At 45.2% G+C, this 24,998-nt stretch carries 26 protein-coding genes and 3 tRNA genes; 15 read left to right on the forward strand and 14 right to left on the reverse strand.

Going from position 1 to position 24,998, the window contains the following annotated elements; all coding sequences use genetic code 11:
- Positions 1-39: 39 nt before the first annotated feature.
- The gene (gene ispE, locus ACO1PK_RS11035) at positions 40-891 is read right to left on the reverse strand and encodes a 4-(cytidine 5'-diphospho)-2-C-methyl-D-erythritol kinase (protein ID WP_423185681.1); all 852 of its coding nucleotides are present in this window, start codon (positions 889-891) and stop codon (positions 40-42) included.
- Positions 888-1,496 (reverse strand): lipoprotein insertase outer membrane protein LolB, encoded by a 609-nt coding sequence (gene lolB / locus ACO1PK_RS11040; protein WP_423185682.1) that lies wholly within the window; start codon positions 1,494-1,496, stop codon positions 888-890. The genes ispE and lolB overlap by 4 nt, the downstream gene beginning before the upstream one ends.
- Positions 1,497-1,574: 78 nt before the next feature.
- On the opposite strand from lolB, the gene hemA reads away from it, so the two are divergent.
- From hemA to gpt, 12 genes are all read left to right on the forward strand, one after another.
- Positions 1,575-2,822 (forward strand): glutamyl-tRNA reductase, encoded by a 1,248-nt coding sequence (gene hemA / locus ACO1PK_RS11045; RefSeq protein WP_423185683.1) that lies wholly within the window; start codon positions 1,575-1,577, stop codon positions 2,820-2,822.
- A gap of 18 nt (positions 2,823-2,840) precedes the next feature.
- A complete protein-coding gene (gene prfA / locus ACO1PK_RS11050) occupies positions 2,841-3,932 on the forward strand; it encodes a peptide chain release factor 1 (RefSeq protein WP_423185684.1) in 1,092 nt (363 codons plus the stop codon).
- On the forward strand, positions 3,932-4,759 hold the full coding sequence (prmC, locus tag ACO1PK_RS11055; protein ID WP_423185685.1) for a peptide chain release factor N(5)-glutamine methyltransferase: 828 nt from the start codon (positions 3,932-3,934) through the stop codon (positions 4,757-4,759). The genes prfA and prmC overlap by 1 nt, the downstream gene beginning before the upstream one ends.
- A gap of 84 nt (positions 4,760-4,843) precedes the next feature.
- Positions 4,844-6,409, forward strand: coding sequence for a DUF3369 domain-containing protein (locus ACO1PK_RS11060; RefSeq protein ID WP_423185686.1), 1,566 nt, complete (start codon positions 4,844-4,846; stop codon positions 6,407-6,409).
- Between the two features lie 109 nt (positions 6,410-6,518).
- Positions 6,519-7,367: a 3-deoxy-8-phosphooctulonate synthase gene (gene kdsA, locus ACO1PK_RS11065; RefSeq protein ID WP_423185687.1), complete on the forward strand. Its 849-nt coding sequence runs from the start codon at positions 6,519-6,521 to the stop codon at positions 7,365-7,367.
- A 197-nt stretch (positions 7,368-7,564) separates the two neighbouring features.
- Positions 7,565-7,640, forward strand: a tRNA-Phe gene (locus ACO1PK_RS11070).
- 43 nt (positions 7,641-7,683) lie between these two features.
- Positions 7,684-7,759 (forward strand) — tRNA-Thr (locus tag ACO1PK_RS11075).
- An 8-nt stretch (positions 7,760-7,767) separates the two neighbouring features.
- Positions 7,768-7,843 (forward strand) — tRNA-Phe (locus ACO1PK_RS11080).
- Between the two features lie 202 nt (positions 7,844-8,045).
- On the forward strand, positions 8,046-10,205 hold the full coding sequence (locus ACO1PK_RS11085; protein ID WP_423185688.1) for a prolyl oligopeptidase family serine peptidase: 2,160 nt from the start codon (positions 8,046-8,048) through the stop codon (positions 10,203-10,205).
- Between the two features lie 217 nt (positions 10,206-10,422).
- A complete protein-coding gene (locus ACO1PK_RS11090; protein ID WP_423185689.1) occupies positions 10,423-11,634 on the forward strand; it encodes a phosphopentomutase in 1,212 nt (403 codons plus the stop codon).
- 19 nt (positions 11,635-11,653) lie between these two features.
- Entirely contained in the window at positions 11,654-12,355 is a 702-nt protein-coding gene (gene deoD, locus ACO1PK_RS11095; RefSeq protein WP_423185690.1) for a purine-nucleoside phosphorylase, read from the forward strand.
- Between the two features lie 35 nt (positions 12,356-12,390).
- On the forward strand, positions 12,391-12,864 hold the full coding sequence (gpt, locus tag ACO1PK_RS11100) for a xanthine phosphoribosyltransferase (RefSeq protein WP_423185691.1): 474 nt from the start codon (positions 12,391-12,393) through the stop codon (positions 12,862-12,864).
- Positions 12,865-13,015: 151 nt separating this feature from the next.
- On the opposite strand, the gene ACO1PK_RS11105 is transcribed toward gpt, so the two are convergent.
- The 8 genes from ACO1PK_RS11105 to queF all read right to left on the reverse strand — a co-directional run bounded on the left by ACO1PK_RS11105 (position 13,016) and on the right by queF (position 21,464).
- A complete protein-coding gene (locus ACO1PK_RS11105; protein WP_423185692.1) occupies positions 13,016-13,237 on the reverse strand; it encodes a VF530 family DNA-binding protein in 222 nt (73 codons plus the stop codon).
- A gap of 67 nt (positions 13,238-13,304) precedes the next feature.
- Positions 13,305-14,312 (reverse strand): isocitrate dehydrogenase, encoded by a 1,008-nt coding sequence (locus ACO1PK_RS11110; protein WP_423185693.1) that lies wholly within the window; start codon positions 14,310-14,312, stop codon positions 13,305-13,307.
- A gap of 167 nt (positions 14,313-14,479) precedes the next feature.
- Complete coding sequence (locus tag ACO1PK_RS11115; RefSeq protein WP_423185694.1) at positions 14,480-16,135, reverse strand: hypothetical protein; 1,656 nt, start codon at positions 16,133-16,135, stop codon at positions 14,480-14,482.
- Positions 16,116-16,520 (reverse strand): DUF3192 domain-containing protein, encoded by a 405-nt coding sequence (locus tag ACO1PK_RS11120; protein WP_423185695.1) that lies wholly within the window; start codon positions 16,518-16,520, stop codon positions 16,116-16,118. The genes ACO1PK_RS11115 and ACO1PK_RS11120 overlap by 20 nt, the downstream gene beginning before the upstream one ends.
- 6 nt (positions 16,521-16,526) lie before the next feature.
- The gene (xni, locus tag ACO1PK_RS11125) at positions 16,527-17,333 is read right to left on the reverse strand and encodes a flap endonuclease Xni (RefSeq protein ID WP_423185696.1); all 807 of its coding nucleotides are present in this window, start codon (positions 17,331-17,333) and stop codon (positions 16,527-16,529) included.
- Positions 17,334-17,336: 3 nt separating this feature from the next.
- The gene (gene ppnN, locus ACO1PK_RS11130) at positions 17,337-18,695 is read right to left on the reverse strand and encodes a nucleotide 5'-monophosphate nucleosidase PpnN (RefSeq protein ID WP_423185697.1); all 1,359 of its coding nucleotides are present in this window, start codon (positions 18,693-18,695) and stop codon (positions 17,337-17,339) included.
- A gap of 38 nt (positions 18,696-18,733) precedes the next feature.
- The gene (locus ACO1PK_RS11135; protein WP_423185698.1) at positions 18,734-20,272 is read right to left on the reverse strand and encodes a GGDEF domain-containing protein; all 1,539 of its coding nucleotides are present in this window, start codon (positions 20,270-20,272) and stop codon (positions 18,734-18,736) included.
- A 349-nt stretch (positions 20,273-20,621) separates the two neighbouring features.
- Positions 20,622-21,464 (reverse strand): NADPH-dependent 7-cyano-7-deazaguanine reductase QueF, encoded by an 843-nt coding sequence (gene queF, locus ACO1PK_RS11140; protein ID WP_423185699.1) that lies wholly within the window; start codon positions 21,462-21,464, stop codon positions 20,622-20,624.
- Between the two features lie 61 nt (positions 21,465-21,525).
- Between queF and syd the strand changes: the two genes are divergently transcribed.
- Positions 21,526-22,083: a SecY-interacting protein gene (gene syd, locus ACO1PK_RS11145; RefSeq protein ID WP_423185700.1), complete on the forward strand. Its 558-nt coding sequence runs from the start codon at positions 21,526-21,528 to the stop codon at positions 22,081-22,083.
- Here syd and ACO1PK_RS11150 read toward each other — a convergent pair.
- From ACO1PK_RS11150 to ACO1PK_RS11160, 3 genes are all read right to left on the reverse strand, one after another.
- Positions 22,062-22,844 (reverse strand): DUF2310 family Zn-ribbon-containing protein, encoded by a 783-nt coding sequence (locus tag ACO1PK_RS11150; protein ID WP_423185701.1) that lies wholly within the window; start codon positions 22,842-22,844, stop codon positions 22,062-22,064. The two genes, syd and ACO1PK_RS11150, sit on opposite strands and share 22 nt — an antisense overlap.
- Positions 22,831-23,133, reverse strand: coding sequence for a hypothetical protein (locus ACO1PK_RS11155; RefSeq protein ID WP_423185702.1), 303 nt, complete (start codon positions 23,131-23,133; stop codon positions 22,831-22,833). The genes ACO1PK_RS11150 and ACO1PK_RS11155 overlap by 14 nt, the downstream gene beginning before the upstream one ends.
- Positions 23,134-23,282: 149 nt before the next feature.
- Positions 23,283-23,510, reverse strand: a complete 228-nt coding sequence (locus ACO1PK_RS11160) for a DUF2789 domain-containing protein (protein WP_423185703.1) — start codon at positions 23,508-23,510, stop codon at positions 23,283-23,285.
- A gap of 128 nt (positions 23,511-23,638) precedes the next feature.
- Between ACO1PK_RS11160 and ACO1PK_RS11165 the strand changes: the two genes are divergently transcribed.
- On the forward strand, positions 23,639-24,289 hold the full coding sequence (locus ACO1PK_RS11165; protein ID WP_423185704.1) for a GNAT family N-acetyltransferase: 651 nt from the start codon (positions 23,639-23,641) through the stop codon (positions 24,287-24,289).
- A 14-nt stretch (positions 24,290-24,303) separates the two neighbouring features.
- Positions 24,304-24,636: an Mpo1-like protein gene (locus tag ACO1PK_RS11170; RefSeq protein ID WP_423185705.1), complete on the forward strand. Its 333-nt coding sequence runs from the start codon at positions 24,304-24,306 to the stop codon at positions 24,634-24,636.
- On the opposite strand, the gene ACO1PK_RS11175 is transcribed toward ACO1PK_RS11170, so the two are convergent.
- Positions 24,633-24,929, reverse strand: a complete 297-nt coding sequence (locus ACO1PK_RS11175; protein ID WP_423185706.1) for a DUF3301 domain-containing protein — start codon at positions 24,927-24,929, stop codon at positions 24,633-24,635. The two genes, ACO1PK_RS11170 and ACO1PK_RS11175, sit on opposite strands and share 4 nt — an antisense overlap.
- Positions 24,930-24,998: the final 69 nt, after the last annotated feature.

Raw genomic sequence — 24,998 nt, forward strand, 5'->3', positions numbered from 1 at the left:
ATTTTGGTAAGCAAATTAACTGCAAAAAAGCAAAAGATATCAGCTGTTGTCTTCGGTATCTGCCAACGCAGCCCATAGTGGCGACTGGTTGACCCCTCTGGCAATAAATCCCCGACAATTTGCCGGAAGCTGCGCTAGGGCATGTTGAGCACTGGCCGTGTCCGGAAATTCGGCGAACACACTTGCGCCAGTACCCGTCATTCGACACGGCGCATATTCTACCAACCACTGTAAGGTTATTGCAACAATAGGATAGAGCTGTTCTACCAATGGCTGGCAATCATTTTGCCAAGGGCTTTGCAATAATTGCGTTAGCGAGATGGTCGGCGTGTCGCGTTTTAACGCTGGATGTTGAAAGATTGTTGCGGTACTGACATGGCAATCTGGCGTCACAACAAGATAGATTTTCTCAGGCAGTGAAACAGGTTGTAAGTGCTCACCTACACCCTCGGCAAAAGCAGTGTTGCCATATACAAAAACGGGCACATCTGCGCCAAGACGTAAACCTAACTCAGCCAGCTGTGCTGTGCTTAAATTTAATTGCCATAATTTATTTAACGCATGCAGCGTCGTGGCCGCATCAGAAGAGCCGCCACCTAGACCACCGCCCATAGGCAGGTTTTTTTCCAGCTCGATATGGCAGCCGGCCTGCGCTGGTGCATAAGGTTTTAATAACATGGCCGCTTTAAAAATCAGATTATCTTCGCCGGCTAAGCGGCTATCTTGGCAAGCCAGCGTAATTTTATTCTGATCATTAGGTTGGAAATGTAGCATATCGCCAATATCAAGCATTTGAAATAAGGTTTGTAAATTGTGATAGCCATCTGCTCGCCGCCCTGTAATATGCAAAAATAAATTCAGTTTGGCGACTGCCGGTAAACTTAACCTCATGGCTGCCAGCTCCTGATAACCAAGCGTATCTGCGTATCCTCGCTTTGTAATTGTAATACCCGTGGCAAAGCCAGCGGATCGTTAAAAAAACTTTGGTAGCTTAGTTGCCAGCGAATGCCTGTGCTGTCAATCAGCGTAAAACGAACCAGTCGGCCTGCATTGTCATATTGTTGTTCCGTGGCGGTATCGCCAGGTAAGCCGCGTAACCACAGTGCCATATCGTGCAAGGGGATGGACCAGCCTGCGAGTTGCCAGAGTAAACTACTGGGATCCGCGGCTTGATAACGCTCACCACGCACCTGTAATTCGGTTATGCCTTGTGCTTGCCGTAATTCGAATAAGCTGATACCCAGCATATTGGCTAAACGTGCTTGGTAAGTTTCTGCCGAGAGTTGTTGCCAGCGTAAACTGCCAGTGATGGATTCCGCTGGCGATTTGACATTCATCGCGGCTTGTAACGTAAATTGCTGCATCGCGTTAAGTTGTTGCTCGCGTTGCGCTGGCGCGAGCGAGGCTGCAGTTTCAGGTATTTTTGGTTTAAGGCTACAACCTGTTAAAAACAGGAGTAAAACAATGCTGATGAGTTGTCGGTATGAGAATGGCACACTAAAGTCCTTGCTTTTGCTTTTCTTAATCTGGGGTTTTTCGTACAATTCGCCCTTTAAGAAACCATGATACAGGTGATGGCTATTTTTGCACTAGGCATAAATCATAAAACAGCACCGGTTGCGCTGCGCGAAAAGCTCGCTTTTTCTCCGGAACAGGTGCCTGAAGCCTTGCAACAGCTGTCAGCGACATTGCGCTTAGCTGATGCGGTCATTTTGTCTACGTGCAATCGAACGGAATTATACTTTAGCGGTGATGCTGAGCAATCAGAACAAGTGTTACATTGGCTGGCGCAGTTTCATCAATTAAATCTTACCGAATTGCAACAGCACTTGTATTTGTACCGTGATCAAGATGCCGTGCAGCACTTAATGCGGGTATCTGCTGGTTTAGATTCTCTGGTGTTAGGTGAGCCGCAAATATTTGGGCAGGTTAAACAAGCTTATAATCAATCGCGGCAGGCTGGCACGATAAACCCGCAGTTTGAACGGTTATTTCAAAAAACCTTCTCGGTCGCCAAAGAGGTCAGAACCGAAACGGATATTGGCGCTAACGCGGTTTCGGTGGCGTTTGCTGCCGTTACGCTGGCAAAGCAGATCTTTGGTAAATTAGAAAAAGTTCGCGTGCTGTTGATCGGTGCTGGTGAAACCATTGAGCTAGTGGCTAAGCATTTAGCAGAGCAGGGCGCCAAACATTTAAGCGTGGCTAATCGAACTTACGAGCGAGCCGAAAGTTTAGCGCGCCAGTTTGATGCACAGGTGCTGACCTTGTCACAAGTGCCCGCCCGTTTGGTTGACGCCGATATTGTGATTTCTTCTACTGCCAGTACTTTGCCAATTGTTGGCAAAGGCATGGTAGAGCAAGCCTTAAAACTGCGAAAGCACAAGCCGATGTTCTTGGTTGATTTAGCTGTACCGCGTGATATTGAACAGCAAGTCGCTGAACTAGAGGATGCTTACCTTTATACGGTTGATGATTTACAAAGTATCGTGGTGCAAAATCTCAATAATCGTCAGCAAGCGGCTGAGCAAGCAAACGTGATGATTGCCAGTGGCGCCGCAGATTTTCAACAGTGGTTACAGTTACAAGATAAAGCCGATTGGCTGCGAGATTATCGGCAACGTTGTGAGCAAGTCAAAGCGGAGTTGCTGGTCCGGGCTCAGAATCAGCTGGCGGCTGGACAAGATCCAGAAAAGGTCATGGCAGAGCTTGCGACCAAGCTTAGCAACCGGTTAATGCACAGCCCTACGCGGGCGATCCGCCAATTATTACAATCCGATCAGCCGGAAGCCTCTGAGCTGGTTAAGGTCTTAGTCGATTTATAAGCAGGTTATCAGGTCAAAATGAAAGAGTCAGTCTATCGTAAGCTTCAGGGCTTAGTTGAACGTTATGAAGAAGTGCAAGCCTTGCTAAGTGATGCTGGCGTCATTGGCGATCAAAAACGTTTTCGTGAACTCTCCAAAGAGTTCAGCCAGTTAGAGGATTTGCATAAAGCTTTTGTTAGTTATCAGCAAGCACAAGATGACTTACAAATGGCGGAAGAAATGCAAAAGGACAGTGATCCTGAAATGCGCGAAATGGCGCAAGAAGAGTACAAACTAGCCAAAGCTCGCATTGAACAGCTTGATGCAGAGTTACAAATTTTACTACTGCCAAAAGATCCGAATGACAGCAACAGTTGTTTTATTGAAATTCGTGCCGGTGCCGGCGGAGATGAAGCGGCCATCTTTGCTGGCGATGTGTTCAGGATGTATAGCCGATATGCAGAACGGCAGCGGTGGCGCTTAGAGGTTATTAGCGCTAATGAAGGCGAACATGGTGGTTTTAAAGAGATTATTGCCAGTGTTCAAGGTGAAGGCGCTTACGGTACACTAAAGTTTGAATCGGGTGGTCATCGAGTGCAACGGGTTCCTGCTACAGAATCACAAGGCCGTGTGCATACTTCGGCTTGTACTGTTGCCATTATGCCGGAGATCCCAGAAAGTGAAGCCATCGAAATCAATCCTGCCGATTTAAAAGTCGATACCTATCGTGCTTCGGGGGCCGGTGGTCAGCACGTAAACCGCACAGATTCGGCAATTCGTATTACGCACTTACCAACGGGCATTGTGGTGGAATGTCAAGATGAGCGCTCGCAGCACAAAAACCGCGCCCGCGCAATGAGTGTATTGCAATCTCGCATTCAGGCGGCAGAAGATGAAAAACGCCGTTTAGCTGAGCAGTCTACTCGCCGTTCCTTAGTGGGCAGTGGCGATCGCTCTGAACGGATCCGTACCTATAACTTTCCTCAAGGGCGTTTGACCGATCATCGAATCAATTTAACCATTTATCGGTTAACCGATGTTATGGAAGGTGACCTCGATCAAGTTATTGAACCATTGAAGCAAGAGCACCAAGCCGATCTGCTCGCGGCGTTGGCAGAAGAAAACCGTTAATGCAACTGCGACAATGGCAGCAGAACACTGCAGCTGGCTTGGCTGCAGTATCTGATGATCCCATACAGGAAGCACGCTTGATGCTATGTCGGGTGCTGGAATGCAGTAACAGTTATCTGTATAGCTATCCCGACAAATCACTCACCCCTGCCCAATTAGCACAACTTGCTGAGCTGCTGAAACGGCGTATGCAAGGTGAGCCACTTGCTTACATTTTCGGTAGCTGGCATTTCTTTGGGTTAGAGTTAGCTGTTGCGCCGTGCACCTTGATCCCTCGCCCCGATACCGAGATTTTGGTAGAACAAGCGTTAAGTTTGGCCTTGCCTGCTGGCAGTCAAGTGCTTGATCTTGGCACTGGTACAGGCGCTATTGCCTTGGCGCTAGCTAAGCATCGACCGGACTGGCAAGTCACTGCTGTGGATTTAAACCTTGATGCCGTGGCCTTGGCTAAACACAATGCGGCTAAGTTACACCTCACTAATGTCACCGTGCAACAAAGTAGCTGGTTTTCGACCTTAGCGGCACAGCAATTTTCGTTGATTGTCAGTAACCCTCCTTATATTGAACCCGCAGATCCGCATTTACAGGCATTGGCTTTTGAACCCTTGTCTGCTTTGGTGGCGGCAGATAACGGTTTGGCCGATTTAAAGCATATTATTACTGCCGCTCCCGCTTTTTTACTGCCCGGTGGCTGGTTATGGTTAGAGCATGGCTATAATCAGGCTGAGGCGGTGCAAGCCTTATTGGCAGCAAAAGGTTACAGCCAAATTCAGTCGAAAAAAGATTACGGTCAGCAGTGGCGTATCAGCGGCGGCCAGTTTATTTGAGCTTTGTTATTTATAAAGATTTTGACGTTAGGCGAAAAGCAGCTTATAACAAAGGATAACTTTTTCTTTTAGAGATGCTGCGCGATGTCAGATAAATTTCTTTTTGCCGAAGAACCTGAAGAAAACCAACCAGTTAGTTATGGCAGTTGGAAAGTGCTCATTGTTGATGATGAACCTGAAGTTCACGCTGTGACTAAATTAGCCTTAAACGACTTTCAGTTTCAAAATAAGCGACTTGAATTTGTCAGTGCTTACTCCGGGGCAGAAGCCCGCAGCATGTTTAGCAGCCATCCTGATATCGCCATTGTGTTATTAGACGTCGTTATGGAAACCGATGATGCCGGTTTACAGGTGGCGCGCTATATCAGAGAGCAGCTGCAAAATCAGTTTGTTAGAATTATTTTGCGTACAGGGCAGCCAGGCCAAGCGCCAGAAAGGCAAGTCATCGTTAACTATGATATTAATGATTATAAGTCGAAGACCGAATTGACAGCCCAAAAACTCTTTACGGTGATTATGTCTAGTCTGCGTTCTTATCGCGACATCATCTCCTTGGAGCAAAGTCGGCAAGGGCTCGCCAAAATTATTGATGCGTCAGTGGATCTTTTTTCGTCGCATTCGATGGAGCAATTTATTGACGGTATCCTGCAACAGCTGACTTCCGTGCTCGGTTGTGATGAAAATGCCTGTATTGCCAGCTCGACTTTAGTTGCTGGCACTATGCAAACCACCGATCCGCATGATTTATTTGTTTTCGCTGGGCAAGGTGCCTTTGCTAGTCAAGAAGGCCGCCCGATAAAGGACGTGTTGGAGCCTGCTTTGCTTGACGCCTTTGAAGAAGCGTTAAGTAGTAAAGATATCGTCTATCGTGATAATTTTTTAGTTGCCTATTGCTGTAGTAAATTTACCCATGGCTCTTTGCTGTACGTTTCTGGTTTATCGGGGCCCATGAACGAGAACCAAAAGAAACTGATCGCGTTATTCGCCCAAAATGTGCAAGTGGCCTATGAAAATGTGCAGTTACAGCATGAAGTTGAAGATACGCAACGTGAAATTGTTTATCGTCTCAGCGAGGCGGTGGAACATCGTTCGGTCGAAACGGGCAATCATGTAAGGCGTATTGCCTTTATTTGCTATGAACTTGCCAAAGCTTACGGTTTATCGGAGGAAGACGCCGAACGGGTGATGTTTGCTGCGCCTTTACATGATGTCGGTAAAATTGGCATTCCAGATACGATTTTGAATAAACCCGCGCATTTAAATGAACAAGAATGGCATGTCATGCAAACCCACGCCAGTATTGGCTTTAATATTCTGAAAAACTCAAAACGCTCGATCATTCAGGCGGGCGCCGTTATTGCCAGAGATCATCATGAAAAGTGGGATGGTTCGGGTTATCCTAATGGTAAAAAAGGTACTGAAATCGATGTGTTTGCGCGTATTGTTGCGCTAGCCGATGTTTATGACGCCTTGCGTCACCGTCGCTGTTATAAAGATGCTTGGAGTTTAGAGCAGGTATTGGCTGAAATTGATGGGCAGTCAGGGCGTCAATTTGAGCCTAAAATGGTGCAAGCGTTTAAAAGTGTGCTGCCTAAGCTTGAAGCGATACTGCAAAAATACCCAGATGATGATAATGTTGGCGAGCTTTAAGTTGCATTAACCCTAGCTTGGGTAGCCTAGCTTGAATAGGGCCTATAAGTATTACTCCTTGTTGCTCGCGTTTTTCAGTGTTTTAATTTTTTAACTATTCGGATATTTTATGCAAAACAACATTATTAATGTTGCGGGAATTGACGTCGCTAACCATAAACCCTTCGTGTTATTTGGTGGTATGAATGTTTTAGAGTCGCGTGATTTAGCACTGCGTATTGCTGAACATTATGTAAAAGTCTGCGATAAATTAAAGATCCCTTATATTTTTAAAGCCTCTTTTGACAAAGCTAATCGCTCTTCCGTCCACTCTTATCGTGGCCCCGGTATGGAAGAAGGGTTACGCATTTTTGAAGAAATTAAGCAAACCTTTAACGTACCTTTAATCACTGACGTGCATGAACCCTACCAAGCTGCTCCGGTAGCCGAAGTGGTGGATGTAATTCAATTACCCGCATTCCTGGCACGACAAACCGATCTCGTCGTGGCGATGGCTAAAACGGGCGCGGTGATCAATGTAAAAAAACCACAATTTTTAGCGCCGCATGAAATGCGCCATATCCTTAAAAAGTTTAAGGAAGCGGGCAACGAGCAAGTGATCTTGTGTGAGCGAGGCTCCAGCTTTGGTTATAACAACTTAGTGGTTGATATGCTGGGTATGGATGAAATGAAGCAGTATGCGCCAGTGATCTTTGATGCGACCCATGCTCTACAAAAGCCGGGTGGGCGTGAAGACTCCGCGGATGGCCGTCGTGCTCAAGCTGCGCAACTCGCACGCTCTGGCATGGCGTTAGGGTTGGCAGGCTTATTTATTGAAGCGCATCCGGATCCTGAACAGGCCAAATGCGATGGTCCTTGTGCTTTACCCTTAGCTAAATTGGAAGCCTATTTAACGCAAATGCAAGCCTTGGATCAATTAATCAAAAGTTTTGCGCCGCTGGATACGTCCAGTAAGTAATTTTTTTCATGTTTATTGGATAATTTTTAAAAGCTAAACCTAGCTGAAAACAAGCAAGTATTGTTGTGAAACTTTGCTTGTTTTCTGTTCAGTTAGGGTTGGGAAATGGGTTTTTTGCTTAAGTTATAAGCTGTCGATTGCGTTTTAATAAATTTCTGTTGACTTAACTTCGTAAAATCCGTTTAATACGCCGCATTGCCCAGATAGCTCAGTCGGTAGAGCAGCGGATTGAAAATCCGCGTGTCGGTGGTTCGATTCCGCCTCTGGGCACCATAATTAAAATGGTGTTGTTTAGACGATACTAGAAAATTGATTTGCCGCTTTAGCTCAGTTGGTAGAGCAACTGACTTGTAATCAGTAGGTCATCCGTTCGACTCGGATAAGCGGCACCAACGTTTTTGCCCAGATAGCTCAGTCGGTAGAGCAGCGGATTGAAAATCCGCGTGTCGGTGGTTCGATTCCGCCTCTGGGCACCACTAATGTAAAACGCCAGCCTAGTGCTGGCGTTTTGCTTTTTAAAGCCCAAGGCGTCATCTTCGATGACTCGGTGCGTCCTGCACTTTAAAAGACATTACCAATCTACAAAAAATCCAGTTAAGTGAAATAGGCAAAAGCAGGCTTCTTTGTTAAGCTCATGTTGTTTTTGCATAATCACAATAACAATGGAGTCCACCCGCAATGAAATATGTCGTTACTCTGCTTGCTGCTGCAGTCTTATCAGGCTGTGGTGGTGCTAAACAAGATGTTGCTCCGGAGCAAAATATGGCCGTTGCCAGTCAAGCTAATGTATTAACCTATCCTGTGTCGGCAAAGGGCGACGTGGTCGATACCTATTTTGACCAACAAGTGGCTGATCCATACCGTTGGCTCGAAGATGATCGTAGTAGTGCAACCGAGGCCTGGGTAAAAGCACAGAATCAAACAACCTTTGATTATCTAAAGCAAATTCCATTTCGAGATCAGATCCGCGACAAATTGCAACAAGCATGGAACTATGAGCGGGTTGGTGCACCTTTTAAAGAAGGTGATTACACCTATTTTTATAAAAATGATGGTTTGCAAAATCAATTTGTTTTATATCGCCAAAAAGACGGGGGGGAAGTCGAAGTTTTCCTAGACCCTAATACCTTCAGTGAAGATGGCACCACCTCTATGGCAGCGCTGAGTTTTTCACTCGATGGCTCATTAGTCGCTTACGCTATTTCTGAAGGCGGCAGTGATTGGCGCAAGATTATTGTATTAGATGCTGAAACCAAGCAGCAGATTGGCGAAACCTTGGTTGATATCAAATTTAGCGGTATTTCTTGGGTTGGTAACGATGGTTTCTTTTACTCCAGTTACGATAAGCCCGATGGCAGTGAATTGTCGGCAATGACCGATCAACATAAGCTGTACTATCATAAATTGGGTACGCCACAATCCGCTGATCAGGTAATTTTTGGTGCCGCAGAAGCAGAAAAGCATCGTTACGTTGGCGCAACAGTCACTGAAGATAATCGCTATTTATTAGTGTCTGCAGCCGTTTCAACATCAGGTAACAAGCTTTTTATTAAAGATCTAACTCAGCCGGATAGTCAGTTTATGCCGATCGTCGCAGATACGGACTCTGATGTTGACTTGGTTGATAGTGTCGGCGACACCTTAATTTTGGTTACCAACCGCAATGCACCAAACCGCAAAGTGGTAAAAGTGTCGGCAGCAGCGCCGCAACCAGAGAATTGGCAAGTGTTGATTCCGGAAACCGAGCATGTATTAAGAATCAGTAGCGGTGCAGGTTTCTTATTTGCCAATTATATTGTCGATGCCATTGCTAAGGTGAAACAATATGATTATGACGGTCAATTAGTGCGGGATATTGCATTGCCAGGCGTAGGCAGTGTCGGTGGTTTTGGCGGTAAGAGAGATGCTGAAACGCTGTACTTTAGTTTTGCTAATTACATTACACCAGGCTCGATTTATGCGTTTGAACCTAAGTCAGGCGCGACAACCTTATTCAATCAGCCAAAAGTAAACTTTGATCCAACCAACTTTGTGTCAGAGCAGGTATTTTATACCTCGAAAGATGGCACCAAGGTACCAATGATTATTAGCTACCGCAAAGACTTAAAGCGCGATGGCAATAATCCTACCATTCTGTATGGCTACGGTGGTTTTAATGTTAGCTTAACGCCGTCTTTCAGCGTGGCGAATGCGGTGTGGATGGAAATGGGTGGTATTTATGCCGTTGCCAATATTCGTGGTGGTGGCGAATACGGTAAAGCCTGGCATAGAGCGGGCGTGCAGCTGCAAAAACAAAATGTGTTTGATGATTTTATTGCGGCAGCTGAGTATTTACAGGCAGAAAAGTATACTTCACCGGCTAAAACGGCCGTGCGCGGTGGCTCTAACGGCGGTTTGTTAGTTGGCGCCGTTATGACACAAAAACCTGAACTCTTCGCAGTGGCAATTCCACAGGTCGGGGTATTGGATATGTTGCGTTACCATACCTTCACTGCGGGTGCAGGCTGGGCTTATGACTACGGTACTGCGGAGCAGTCGGTAGAAATGTTTGAGTACTTAAAAGGTTATTCGCCGGTGCATAATGTGAAAGCGGGGGTGACTTACCCAGCAACCATGATCACTACTGCCGATCATGATGATCGGGTGGTGCCTGCGCACTCCTTTAAGTTTGCTGCAGAGCTGCAAGACAAAGCCTCCAAAGCAACACCTCAGCTAATTCGTATTGATGTGAATGCTGGTCACGGTGCCGGAATGCCAGTGTCAATGGTGATTGATCAGGCGGCGGATATTTATAGCTTTACCCTGTTTAATATGGGCGTTACTAGCCTAGAGAAATAAGGCGTAGCTTAAAATAGCTGCAGTTGTGTTTAAACGTGAAGGGCGCCATTGGCGCCCTTTGTTTTTAGCGCAGAATTTTGTTTAAAGACGTTGTCAGCTAAATGAGACAAGATCTTGCTAAAATAGCCCAGACAGATTAAGCTGCGTGCCCTTTTTATTTTATACACTCGCCACAATCTGGCAGAATAGCATGACTATATAGCCTTGGAGTTAAGTGATGACAAAAGCCGTCATTTTAGTGCTCGACAGTTTCGGTATTGGAAGCGCACCTGATGCTGCTCGTTTCGGTGATGAGGGTGCCAATACCTTTGCCAGTATTGCCAAAGCCTTTCAAGCGGAAAAACAGCGTGCGCTGCATTTACCTCATTTAGCGCGATTGGGTTTAGTCAAAGCCGCCACCCAAGCCAGTCATGGTGTTGCGCCTGCAGTTGCCGATAGTGCTGATTGTGTTGGCGCCTATGGTTATGCACGTGAACTGAGCAGTGGTAAAGACACTCCCAGCGGGCACTGGGAAATTGCCGGTGTCCCGGTACTGTTTGACTGGGGCTATTTTCATGAAAAAACCAATAGCTTTCCGCCTGAACTAATCGACGAGCTGTGCCAACGTACTGGCGTGCCAGGTATTTTAGGTAATTGCCATGCCTCTGGTACGGATATTCTGGTTAAATTAGGGGATGAGCATATTCAAAGCGGTAAGCCAATTTGCTATACCTCAGCAGATAGCGTATTTCAGGTAGCGGCACATGAAGAGCATTTTGGTCTAGCCAAGCTGTTGGACTTTTGTGAAGTTGCGCGTGAGTTGTTAGATAAATACAACATAGGGCGCGTGATTGCTCGCCCCTTCCTCGGCACGGCAGCTGATAATTATGCCCGTACCGGTAATAGACGTGATTATTCTGTTTTACCACCCGCACCGACAGTGCTGGATAAATTGACGGCAGCCGGTGGTGAAGTGATCAGTATCGGTAAAATTGCTGATATTTATGCTCACCAAGGTATTAGCCAGAGTATTAAGGCGACTGGTTTGGCGGCGTTGGTGGATAAAACGCTGGCACAGATGGCACAGCAAGCGGATAACAGTTTAATTTTTACCAATCTGGTTGATTTTGACCAAAATTTTGGTCATCGCCGCGACCCTATCGGTTATGGTGAAGCGCTAGAGTATTTTGATAGCCGCTTGCCAGAGTTAATGGCGGCCTGTGGTGAAGAGACGTTAATGCTGTTAACGGCTGATCATGGTTGTGATCCAACCTGGCCAGGCACTGAGCATACGCGTGAATATGTGCCAGTATTGTTATACAAAGCCGGTCTTGCAGGTGTCAATTTAGGCGAGCGCATGAGTTTTGCCGACATGGGGCAAAGCTTAGCCGAGTATTTTGGGCTGGATGCGATGGCATACGGCGAATCATTTTTAGCAAACTTATCTTAAGAGAAGAGTAAGAAAATTTATGGCTACTCCACATATCAATGCGCCTGAAGGCGCTTTTGCCGAAACCGTATTAATGCCGGGCGATCCATTACGTGCTAAGCATATTGCTGAAACTTTTTTAGAGGATGCGGTTTGTGTAAACACGGTACGTAATATGTTTGGTTACACAGGGACTTATCAAGGCAAGCCAGTCAGCGTGTTAGGTTCAGGCATGGGCGTGCCTTCTATGTCGATTTATGCCACTGAGCTGGTTAAGTTTTATGGTGTAAAAAACATTATCCGTATCGGTTCCTGTGGTGCTTTACCACTAGATGTCAAAGTGCGTGATGTTGTTATTGGTATGGGCGCTAGTACTGACTCGATGGTAAACCGTAATCGTGTTGGCGGTTTAGATTTTGCCGCTATAGCAAGTTTTAATTTACTAGAGAAGGCGGTTGCCGCAGCACGCGCAAAAGCGATTAACGTCAAAGTGGGTAATGTTTTTACCTCTGATTTATTCTACAACCCCAGTGAAACCTTATTTGATACCTTAGAAAAATATGGGGTACTAGCAGTCGAAATGGAAGCGGCTGGTTTATATGGTGTAGCGGCTGAATACGGTATTAATGCCTTAGCCATTTTTACCGTAAGCGATCATATCCGCACTGGTGAAGCGTTAAGTGCTGAGTTAAGACAAACCAGTTTTAATGAGATGGTGGAAGTGGCCTTAGGCTGCCTGTAACCTGCCTTTTGACACTAATTAGCGGAGCTTCTCGTATGTCACTTGCTAGTAATAAAATGTTTTATGTTTCGTGGGAAGCCTTTCACCGAGCTACCAAAGAACTGGCGCGTCAGCTGTTGGGGCAGAACTTTAATGCCATTGTTGCGGTAAGTCGTGGCGGTTTAGTACCCGCAGCGATTATCGCACGTGAGTTAAATATCCGCGTGTTGGACAGTATCTGTATTGCCAGTTACAACCATGATCAACAAGGCCACTTAAGTGTACTGAAAGATGCCAATCTAGAAGATTCTGCACAGCTGTTAATTATTGATGATCTTGTTGATACGGGTGAGACGGCGAAAGCCTTGCGTGAGCGTTTCCCCAAAGCCCGCTTTGTCACCGTCTACGCGAAACCGCAAGGTAAGCCATTAGTCGATCACTATGTGACCGATATTGAGCAAGATACCTGGATCCAATTGCCCTGGGACATGGAGCTTGCCTACAGTAAACCCTTGGTGGAAGGCGGTTAATCTTGCATGCGGTGAGCAATAGCTTACCCGATTAGTTGAGCGTGGTCGTTGCTTGGCCACGTCTTGCCGCCTTAGCTATGACGACATTAAAAAACCAGCGAAACGCTGGTTTTTGCTATTAAGCTTAACGGCTTGCAAGCTGTCTGGCTGGTTATTGCTGATAAAGCTTAGTGGCGATAAACAGTGCTTCCGTTTTCGCGCGCGCCCAAGGTGTTTTTCGTAAAAACGTTAAGCTGCTTTTAATGGAGGGATCTTTTTTAAAGCAGTTAATGTCGATGTGCTGCGCCAATTTCGCCCAGCCATAGTGCTGTACTAAGGCGGTAACAATTTGCTCCAAGGTGAAACCGTGCAGAGGGTTGTTTGCTTGTGTCATGCTTAATCTCAAAAAAATAGCCACAATATGCTGTGGCTATTTTAGCATTAAATTTGCTATGCAAGCGTTATAAACGTTCTAAAACGGCCTGCGTAAAGTCAGTGGTGCCAAAACTACCGCCTAAATCACGGGTAGTCCGATCGCCTGTCGCAATCACATCACTAACGGCAGCTAAGATTTTCTCGGCTTTATCTTTCATTTCTAAGTATTCTAGCATTTGTATCGAGGCCAGAATCACTGAGCTGGGGTTAGCCAGGTTTTTGCCCGCAATATCTGGTGCACTGCCATGCACCGCTTCAAAAATTGCGCAGTCAGCACCAATATTCGCGCCTGGCGCCATACCTAAGCCACCGACTAGACCAGCACACAAATCAGATAAAATATCACCAAACAGGTTAGTCGTAACTATTACATCGAATTGTTGTGGATTCATCACCAGTTGCATACAGGTGTTATCAACAATCATTTCTTGTGCTTCAATATCAGGGTAATTTTGCGCCACTTCACGAGCGGTTTTTAAAAACAAGCCTGAAGTCGATTTTAAAATATTGGCTTTATGGACGATGGTGACTTTTTTGCGTTTTTCACGACGCGCTGTTTCAAAAGCAAACTCCGCGATACGACGTGCACCTTCTTTCGTTACAATACTTGAAGCCTGCGCCGTTTGACCATCTTCAGAGACGATCTGGCCATGGCCTGAGTACATGCCTTCGGTATTTTCACGAATAGTAATAATATCGATGTTCTCGTAACGTGCTTTGGTGCCTTTAAAAGAAATCACCGGCCGCACATTTGCGTATAAATTGAATTTCTTACGTAAGGTCACGTTAATCGAGGTGAAGCCTTCACCGACTGGCGTGGTTAATGGACCTTTTAAGGTGATCTTATTCCGGGCTATGGCATCTAAGGTGGCTTGCGGTAAAAGCTCACCAGTTTTTTCCAGTGCCGTTAAACCAGCATCCACATACTCGTAGTTAAAATCACAGCCGGCTTTCTCCAGTACCTGAATAGCGGCTTCAACAATACTTGGGCCAATGCCATCACCTTTAATGACGGTAATCGTTTGCTTGCTCATGGGGATCCTTAGCGTGAATATTTCTGAAATTTATAGTCAGGCGCATGCCTGAAGGCAAGCTGATTATAGCTTTTTAGCCGCTTTTAAGCCAGTTAGACGCTGTTTTAACTATTACGGCAATCTTATAGACAATATAAATGGCATGAATAGTGGTAACTGCCACTACCCTAACAGGGTTCATTCGTTAACGGATAATAAAGATGTTGGCAATTCAGTAACTCGTGCTGCCAATAGTGTAAAGCTTGTTGTGGTAAAGGCAGGTATTCGGCAACACGTTGTAATAACTGTTGGCTACTTTGCTGGGCGCTAGGGTAACAAAAAACGCTAAAGGTGAGCTGCCAACACAATCTCAAAAAAACGCCCAGTAGCTCGTGATAGGACAGCGGATGGCCTGCTTTGGGTTGTTGATACTGACGCAATACGGCAAAAGCCCAGTCATCTAATTGATAATGCTTTAACAATGCCGCGCTTAAACGTTGACTGCGCACCGGCTCTAGCAAGTATTGCTGACAAAGTTGTCCCAGTAATAATTGGTTTTGCTGCATTTTACTCAGGGGAACGGCTTGCAAGCTGGGGTGATGCCACAACGGGGTGCTGCAGCAGGCGGCAATTAACCCGGCTTGTTGCACGCTAATAGGCTTAGGTAAATAGCGCCCCAACAAGGATATGCTAAATTGCAAGCTATGTTGTAACTGTAATAACCAGCGATGTTGCGTCGTATTTTGCAGTTGCAGATAGTGTAGTACCTCTGCTCTGGCTATGGCGAAGGGAAGCTGCTCTTGCCCAAACATGGCTAAGGCATGCCGCAAGCGATGAACCAGAGTTTGCCGGCGATTACTGCTGCTGGCATTGTCCAATAAAAATGGGATCAGTACAGGGTGTTTTTCAACTAACCTAAGTTGTGCCTCGAAATCATGATAGCTCAGCTTTGTTAAAAGCGAATTTGCAATCAGGCTACTGGGAGTGGGGATCTCCTGCTCGTAAATCGCTGGCACTGCGGCTTTCGTCAACCAGCCAGCAACGGGCAGGGTGGCCGGTGGTAATATTTGTAGCTCGGTTAAATAGAGTGGGGTGAGTTGCTCAGCCATTTTTTGCTGCTCAGGCCAATATTGTAAGGCTTGAACCTGGTCAGCATCCGCAGCACAGATTAACCACTGCCGTTCCTCAGCGTCTATTGCTATTCTGCCAATGACATATAAGTGAGGAGCAAGTTGCGCTAATAGATTTAGCTGCGATAAAGTAAATTCATCATTAAGTTGACTTATATTGTCCGCAAACACCTGTTCTAAGGCGTTTTTCTGGTGATTGTCAGCTTGAAGTTGCGCTACTATCTTTAACGCAAGCGTTAACAAAGGGCTGTCTTGGTGAACTTGCCAGACCAAGCGTTTTTGCTGCTGATGATAAGTACCTGCTAAGACGCTGGTGAAAACGCCACCGCTTTGCTGGCTTTTTAATAGCGCAGCAAGTTGCAGTGCCGCAGGCTGTTTACTGTGGGCAGTGGTACAGCTCGCCAGCAAAACACAGCCGCCTAAAATATCTCTACGGGCTTTTGGCCAATGTTGCAGCCTGCTCCATAGCGCTAGCAGTGTCCAAGATTTTATAGCGCTAGCAACTTTTGAATCAGTTTCTTTCACAGTAAAGCCGAGTTGCGCAACCGCCGCTGCAAGGTGCTCATCGGCAAGTTGTTGTAACTGACTATTGATTTCTTTGCTTAGCTGCAAACAATGCTGCAGTTGCTCCGCGGTTTTGGCCTGCTGCAAAGCGATAACTAAATTGGCGAGCTGCTGATAACAGCCTAACCAATTACTGACGAGATCTGGCATTGGGTTGCAGCTCCAGATAACGGTTAATCGCAACGTCTCCTATGCTGGCTAACTGGCGATCAATAAACAGCAGGGCGGTACATTCGTCTGCAGTGGTTATGCCGTCTGCGGCTTTACGATGCGTTCGATAGTAAAATAACTGATAAACTTGTCCTTCGTGCCGATAGGCTTCAGTAATATCTGGACTCCCAAGCCGATTAATCAACTCTTCCTGCGAGATCGGCTTTGTCGGGTTAAGACGTTGAATAAATTTGGTGTTAAATGCCTCTCTATCCTGCCAATTCATTTGAGCTGGATTATCAGGATAAAAGCGTAGTACCAATGAAGTCATTAGTAAATAAATACCGATTCCGACCAGTAGCCAAAGCAAAATTTTCATTTTCATTATCGGTTACATTGGCTCCATTAAACGCAGATCCTGCATATTTAGCCCTAATTCTAAGTTTGTTTGCAATGCAAGGATCTGCGTGTAAATGAGTATATCTTGCTTATGTGCACTAATTTTTTGACTGAGTTTTTTTGGACAGTCAGGATGTTGTAGTGCTTCATTCAAACTACGACCCAGTGCCATAAATTCTAAAGCACTTTTTGGACCAATTCCTGTGACACCTGGGATATTATTGGTACTGTCGCCAACTAAGCTCCACCAGCTAATTAATTGCTCGGGTTGAACGCCAAACTTTTCTTTTACCAAGGCTTTAGTCATAAATTGCCGTGCGAAAGCATCGTAAACTTGTACGCCATGAGCCAGCAGCGGCAGATAACCTTTATCGGTTGAAATAATGACAACCTCTTGTTGATGTTGTCGCAATTTACTGGCAATAGTAGCGATAACGTCATCCGCCTCGTGTTCGTCTTGCATAAAACACCGCATGCCAGTTTGTTCGATGTCATTGAACAGTTGTGGTAGCGCTTCTGCTAAAAGCTTGGGCATCGGTTTACGGTTGGCCTTGTATATTGGACAAAGCTGCTGGCGCCAAAGGCTGTGCTGACCATCAAAAACCATTAAGGCATGGCTAGGTAATAGCTCATGCCGTAATTTGGCCAAAGCTTGGATCAACATTTGCCGAGTGTTACTGATAATTTGTTGCCGAGTACTGGCGGCGACTTCCTCTGCTAATGGCAGATAAGGCCGCTCCTGCACGGCATATAGCCGTCGGATCAGGTTCAGCGCATCAATCAGTATCACTTTCGCCATTCGTTATTGTTCAATCCGGTAGCAGGGTTCATATTTAGTGCCCGGCAGTTTCATTCTGCCCTGATCTACAAAGGCCTGTAAAAGCTTGTCCATTAATTGCATCAGCTTGGGTTCACCACTTAGGATGAAAGGGCCCTGCTGCCGAATGGCTCTAATGCCTTCGTCTTTAACATTGCCTGCGACAATACCTGAGAATGCTCGTCGTAAGTTAGCCGCTAGTTTGGCGTTGTCTTGGTTGAGGTGCAAGTCCAGTGCGGCCATATTCTGATGGTTTGGGATAAAAGGATGTTGGAAGTCAGGCGCAATATCTAAAGTCCAATTAAAGTGATAAGCATCTCCTACCGATTTGCGGTATTGCCTCACTTCCTGACAGCCTTGTTTGAGCTTTCTGGCGACTTCAGCGGGATTATCAATGATAATGTCCAGTAAATCTAAAGCAGTTTTTCCCAGCGTCTGCTCGATAAAATGGGCGATCTCATTAAAATAAGCTGCGCTACTGGCAGGCCCGGTTAAAATGATTGGTAATTTTTGCTCTGCGTTCCGCGTATCGAGCATAATGCCGAGTAAATACAGTAGCTCTTCTGCTGTACCTGCGCCGCCTGGAAAAATAATAATACCATGCGCAACCCGCACAAAAGCTTCTAACCTTTTCTCAATATCGGGCAATATCACTAATTCATTAACAATGGGGTTAGGCGGCTCTGCAGCGATGATACTTGGCTCTGTTAAGCCAAGGTAGCGACCTTGGCGGATGCGTTGCTTACTGTGGCCAATAGTGGCTCCTTTCATCGGGCCTTTCATGGCCCCTGGGCCACAACCGGTACAAATATTTAAACCACGCAAACCCAGTTGGTAGCCAACCTCTTTGGTGTAGTTATACTCCGCTTCACGAATCGAGTGCCCGCCCCAACACACGATCATGTTTGGCTCACTGGTTGCATCGATGACTCTGGCATTGCGCAAAATATCAAAAACACTATGGGTCAGATGGGCACTATTATTTAAGTCGAGCGGATTGCTGTCACCGCCATGTCGGGTATGGTAGAACAAGATATCGCGCAATACGGCAAAAAGATGCTCATGGATACCTTTGATAATTTGGCCATCGACAAAGGCACTTGCTGGAGGATTGTTGAGTTCAATTTTAATGCCGCGCTCGCGCGCTAGCAAGTTAATGGAAAAGTCGCGATATTGATCGTAAATCTCAGCAGAGCTATCAGTATGACTGCCTACGTTTAGAACGGCCAGAGCACAGTTACGAAATAATTGGAAAGCAGCTTGTTGCGTATTTTGTTGTAACCGCTCGACTTCAAGCTGTGAGAGTAAATCCATAGCACCTAATGGGTTAAGATGAACTTGCATCGGCAATTTCCTTAGTGTTGTTGCCGGCAGTCGCGTTATTATTTCAATGAAATGCGATCCCTGCCGTCTTTTTTGGCTTGATATAAGGCTTCATCAGCTCGGTCAAACGCCTGTCTTGGGGTATCATCAGGTAAAAGCTGAGTGGCACCAAATGAGATAGTTATAGGAACACTTTGATTTTTAAATTTAAAAGGGATTTTTTTAATTTTTTCTCTTAATAAATTCAGCGGCTCAACGAGTTGCTTCAGGTTCGTTTCTGGCATGAGAATTACAAATTCTTCGCCACCATAGCGAGCAATAAAATCAGTTTGGCGAATAGATTGTTGCAACGCTTTAGCTATGACTTTTAACGTCTTATCGCCAGCACTGTGACCATAGTTATCATTAATATTTTTAAAATAATCAACATCGCCAACGATAATACAAAGTGGTGAACCAAAACGTTTAGCACGTTTAAACTCTAAGTTTAAACGTTCATCATAGGCTGCGCGGTTGGGGATGCCGGTGAGCGCATCTCGTAAACTACGGAAATTTTGTTCAGTTAAGCGATCTTTGAAGCTTAGCGCTTCTTGCTCTAACTCTTTGACCCGTTTTTCCATGCCCATCAAGGTTAAGTGGATTTTTGCGCGCTCTTCTTTTTCGATTCGTTCTTTTTCTTTTAACGAGAGCGTCAGGTCATTCATTTTGTTAATAACGAGCAATTTTAGCTGCTCCAACGACTCCGCATGTTCAGTTTGCTGCCCTAAATGCGCAATTTGGCCTTCAATCTTCTGATTAAGTTCCGCGAGTTTTTGTTGGACCTTGCCTGAGTCTTGTAAGGTTGCTTCAACCGCTTGTTGTACACTATTTAACGCTTCATTCAGTTTGATTAAGAAGCTTTCGGCAGATAAGCGTTCTTCATTGATGCCATTTACAATGATACTAATGGTTCTTAAGCAGGCATCTAATAGGTTTTCAATGTTTAACTGAGTCATTAAACTTGATTTTATCTGATCAACCTCAACTGCATATTTCCCCGTAAAAGTCAGTTCACTCAGCAGATTGTTAAGCTCTAGCGTGATCTGGCGGCAAATATGCGCATAGCGCTCGTCATCTTCAGGTGGTGCATCTTGCTGCTGTTTTGCTTTTAGCGCTAGCTGATAGAGTTGAGTGAGGTTACTGAGTTGCGGCAGAAAAGCATGCAGCGTCGCGGTAGGCTGCTCGACCGAGGACAACAGTTGGCGCAAATCACGCCTTAACTGGTCGGGTAATCCTCGTTGCTGTTGCAAGATTCGACCTGCTTGGGTGAGATCTTGTTGTACTTGGCGAATATCTTGTTGCTGCTTTTTTTCCAACAGCTGCAGACTGTTGCTGGTTTCTTCAATAAAAGGGATGAGTTTTTCTAGATCGCTATTTTTAGCCAATTCGGTACGTAATTTGGCCAACCTATTATCTAGCTCTAAATCTATCCCTTTACACAGTAGTGATAAGCGTAAAACAAACTGTCCCAACAACTTAAACTGATTTTCGTAAGTTCGCTCTAAGGCTTTACGGGCCAAAATGGCTTCATTCAGTTGTTGTTTAAGGTCTTGTTGCAATTGGGCCACCTGCTCTAACGCACAGAAGATGTATTTTTAAAGTATATCCTTACAATAGCTATTTAAGGTAGTAATAAGCAAAAACTTTATAAAAAAAAGCGAGCTGTAAGCTCGCTTTGCGTAAGGTTATTTTTTATCTAAGCCGTTCTTACTTTGTTAAGTAGTAAGGTAACCAGCTTGTTTCTTCATTTGGGGTAAGATATTGCATTTTCGGTTCCATAATCATCAGCGCCTGCAGTTGGGAACAACAAGCAAAGCTATTAGAACAAAAAAAACACAAAAATGAAAGTGCTTATGTAATATTACCTAGTGGGTTACAGTTTTTGTCTGTCGCGCTGCTGTGATAATGTTATTGTCTACTTAAACGGATATTCGGCGCCGTGTAAGGTTCACTGCTACGTAAAGGGTTGATATCGAGTCCGCCACGGCGAGTGTAGCGCGCATAAACCGCCAAGAATTCTGGCTTGGCGGTTTGCCAGATGTCCATGTAGATCCGTTCAATACATTGTTCGTGAAATTCATTATGGCTTCTAAAACTGATTAAATACTTTAGCAGAGCCTCGTGGCATATCGCTGTGCCGCGATAATGAATAAAGATACTGGCCCAATCAGGCTGTGAAGTAATCAAGCAATTTGATTTTAGTAAGTGTGAATGCAGCTTTTCTTCAACGTTGCCGCGCTCTGGCGTCAAAGCCAATAGACTTGGATCATACTCGTATTGCTCAATATCTATATCGAGATCATCGATACAAATACCAGGGATCCAAGTTGGCTGAAATGTCATAATCTCACTGACATTGTGTAAGCTCACTTGTACTGTTTTACCGGCACAGACACTTAAGTCATGTTGTAAGGCTTGATACACTTTTCCTAAATCAGCAAAGCGACTTTGGTTAAAGCTATTTAGATAGAGTTTAAACGATTTTGACTCGATTAAATTGGGGGAGTTATAGGGCACAACAAAGGTTGCCAGTGCAACCATCGGTTTGCCTTTGGCGTTTAACCAAGAGAGCTCATAGCCGTGCCAGATGTCTTGGCCAACAAAGGGTTGAGACTCTGTTGTTAGGCCTAATGATTGGCGGCCCAAGCTACGGGGTACCTGCTGTAATAAAGACGGTGTATAGTGGTCAATATAGTCGGTAATTTTGCCGAGGCTAAGGTCGGCGAGTACGTCGGCGTGGCTTTTTGTCATTTCGTTGTCTTTTTAGTTACAATACCCGCATATCTTATCATAAGTGAAACGGGGAGTAGAGGTGTCAATCCAACAAGCCTACGCAAATTTTATCGAGCAAAGTCTGAGCTGGCATCAGACGCAACAATTACCCATGGTAACCTGGGCAGATCCGGCCAGTCCATCACCCTGTCAGCAGCAATGGTTAACCGCAGAACAGGTGAGTTGGTTGCCAGTAACTCAACAACCTGCGGCTGACTTTAGTAATGTTGAACATGCACTGGACATGACATTACATGATGATATAAAAACATTTTATAGCAGTTTTTATGGTGCAAATCTGGCTGCCGTTCACCCGCGCGGTAAGTTAGCCTTATTAATGCCTTGGAATCAGGACGATTTGGCTAGGCTGCAAGAAAACATCATTGGACATATTTTAATGAAACGGCGTTTAAAACAACGTGAAACGGTGTTTTTTGCCGTCACCGATGATGAAAATATTATGTTATCGGTACTTAATAGCACAGGAGAAATTTATCTGGAACATGTGGGTAAAGAAGTGCAAGAGCGGGTTGCAGACAATCTGGCAGCCTTGCTTTCCAGCCTAACACCTATAGCTTACTCTCCATTATTTGACTGACATTCCCAAGCGATATTACTGACTAACCGGCAAGCATCACACCGAAAATCGAATATCTCTGCCATGGGATCATGTAAGCGCCAGTTGCCATTGCAGCTGGGGCAGGTTTTTAATGATTCTTTACTGCAATCCTTACTGCTGCCGCTGTACAGCGCATAATAGATGGGCAGGTTGTTCGTTTTACCCAGCTGGCGAGCCAATTGTCGACCCATGCGGTTGAGTTGGCTATGCAGTTGTTGCAGGCTGTTCTCCGCCACTTTGTCGAGTACTCGCTTTTCTTGCAGTTGAATTTCATCCAAGGCTTGAAATTGTAACTGCCAACGAATGAGGGCTTCATGATCTTGCTCGGTTGATTTTAACCAATAGAGTGGCACAGGTTGTAGGCTATCTGCGCAGCGCACAGGCGAGCAGGTATCGGCAAAACTAGTAAAGATCACCAAGCGTTCAGGTAAACTTTGACACGTTGCTTGAGATAACAAGTCTTGACCCATAAGCTGCAGTTGTGGGTAGCCTAAACCTGCTTGCTGCAGTTGCTGTTCTGCCTGTCGTCCCTTCGTGCTGTGCCAGCGAGGTTGGAGTGCTGAGTGTTCAGGAATGACAATCCGGCTGATAAAAGCGTCTTGTTGCCAAGCCGTGGGAAACTCGCGGCCAATCACCTGACCATTAAAAATCAATGCTTCAATATACTGTCGTATCGCCTGCTCCGCGGCGCTAAACTGCGTATCTGCGATAATTTTGAAACGAAGTTCAGCCAGAAACATGTTGCTGCTCTAACAACGCCAGTAAGCGATCTAACTTTTGTTCGATGCGATTAAGTTGGCTAGTTAAAGATGCGGGGTTATCGACAGGCAGACTGCTAGCCTGTTCTTCGATACTATTATCGTCGATGACCTGTTCAGTTAGTTGCCGCCATTGTTGGTAGGCTCTGAATAATTCCGGTACACTAAGCTGCCCAGTTAAGCGTGCTTTAAACAAGGTAAGATTAGGTTGTTTTCCTTCCTGTTTTAATTGGTTTGCGGTTTGCTGTAAAAGTGCTAATGCGGTTGCCATATGTGTGTCAACTTCACGAAGAATAAGCTAAATTTAGCATTGATTTAGCATGTAAGGAAGTATGAGCTTTCTAAGCTCATGATAATAAGCATATTAACTTTTGCTATGCTGGCTTAAACCTTACGTAAAAAGCAAGGTTTAAACCCGCATTAATGTAGTAGTTTATTTAGCTCATCGATCACATCAACCCAATCTGAGTCAGCTCGCCAAGCTTCCTGTAAAAAACTCGCTTGCGCCGGATTCCAAAATGCGGCTTTAGCGAGCGCTGTCCCAGCAGGGAGTTTATGTTCCTGAATAAAGCGCTCAATGGCTGCAGGCTCATTATCCAAGCCTAATTGTGCGAATAACGTGCTTAATGTATGTTCACTGGTATCCATCGGTAAATTCCACTTGGCGATGTTAAAGTTTAAGCATAGCTGAAGATTGACGGTCAGTTAAATCTTAACTTGGCAAGCCGACATGACGCTGCTATTGTGAATAAAAAAACAACAATAACAGGTATATTATGCTAGCTCATCTTCATGATTTTGAACCTTCACAATTAAAAGCAGCGTTATTGGGCGGTGAAGATCTCAAGCTTGCTGCATCTTTATTGTTTCAGTCTTACCATGATGATCCTTTATTTACTGAGATTTTCCGTGTGTCAGCACCGGGATATGAAGCCAGATTGCGCTCAGCGATTCGGGAGGAGCTCAGCACCTTTTGGCAAGCTGCACAACCTACTATTGGCTTATTTTATCATGAGCAACTGCTTGGGGTTGCATGTGTCGTGGGGCCCGATTCTGGTATCGGCGCTAGCCGGCTCTGGCATTGGCGCTTAAAAATGTTACTCACAGCCGGTTATGTTTCTACCCAACAATTACTGCAAAAAGAGCAGAAAATTCATGCTGCCATGCCAGCAAAAGCCTATCATATGCTAGCCTTCATTGCGGTGGCGCCCAAATATCAGCACGCAGGATTGGGGCACTATCTGATGCAAGCTGTGGATTCTTTGGTTGATGAAGATCCTGACTCTGCTGGCATAGGGGTATTTGTCACCTTGGATAAGTATAAATCTTTCTTTGCGGATGATCATTATGAGCAAGTTAGCGAATTAGTCTTTGGCTCGGTTAGCGGCAGCTTAATGTTTCGAGCAAAAAAATTGAAAAATAGCTAAACAGGGCCGATAAAATGCGTAAATTTGCTTCTTTTCGTGCTTTTTATCCTTATTATCTGCAAGAGCATCAAAATCCACGCTGTCGCGCGATGCACTATATTGGCAGTACCCTTGTTTTACTGCTGCTCGGTTGGATCATTTTTAGCAGTCATTGGCTGCTGCTATTCAGTATACCTTTGGTCGGTTATGGTTTTGCTTGGATAGGGCATTTTGCATTTGAACACAACAAACCCGCTACCTTTGCTTATCCTGTTTACAGCTTGATAGCGGATTGGGTGATGTATAAAGACTTTCTTACCGGACAGCTTAGCGCTAAGTTAACCCAAGCAAAGGTCGATGTCCTTTAGATTCGGTGCGGGGGTAAGTTAAAGTGAGCGAGGCGTAACCCCTGCAAGGTCAGTTCTGCTTGATAACGACTTTCGCCATCACTACTAAAATCAACCTGATAATGGGTTAACCAGCGGCGACGCTGATTTAGCTTAGTAAAACGGTGACCAATTCTACCGCATTCTAAAAACTGCAGCTGCTGTTGCTTACATAATTGTTTTGCTAACAAAATAGCGCGTTCATCTTGTTGCCGCTGCAGCCAAAATCCGTAAACAATACTTACCAGCAATAGTAATAACCAAATCGTTGTCATCTCAACTCCTCTTTAACGCCATAATGGCGATTCAACGACGGTTTTACAAGACCTTGCCGTTGGCTTTAG

It is taken from the genome of Alishewanella sp. d11, assembly GCF_049390205.1.
In the GTDB taxonomy this organism is placed as follows: Bacteria; Pseudomonadota; Gammaproteobacteria; order Enterobacterales; family Alteromonadaceae; genus Alishewanella.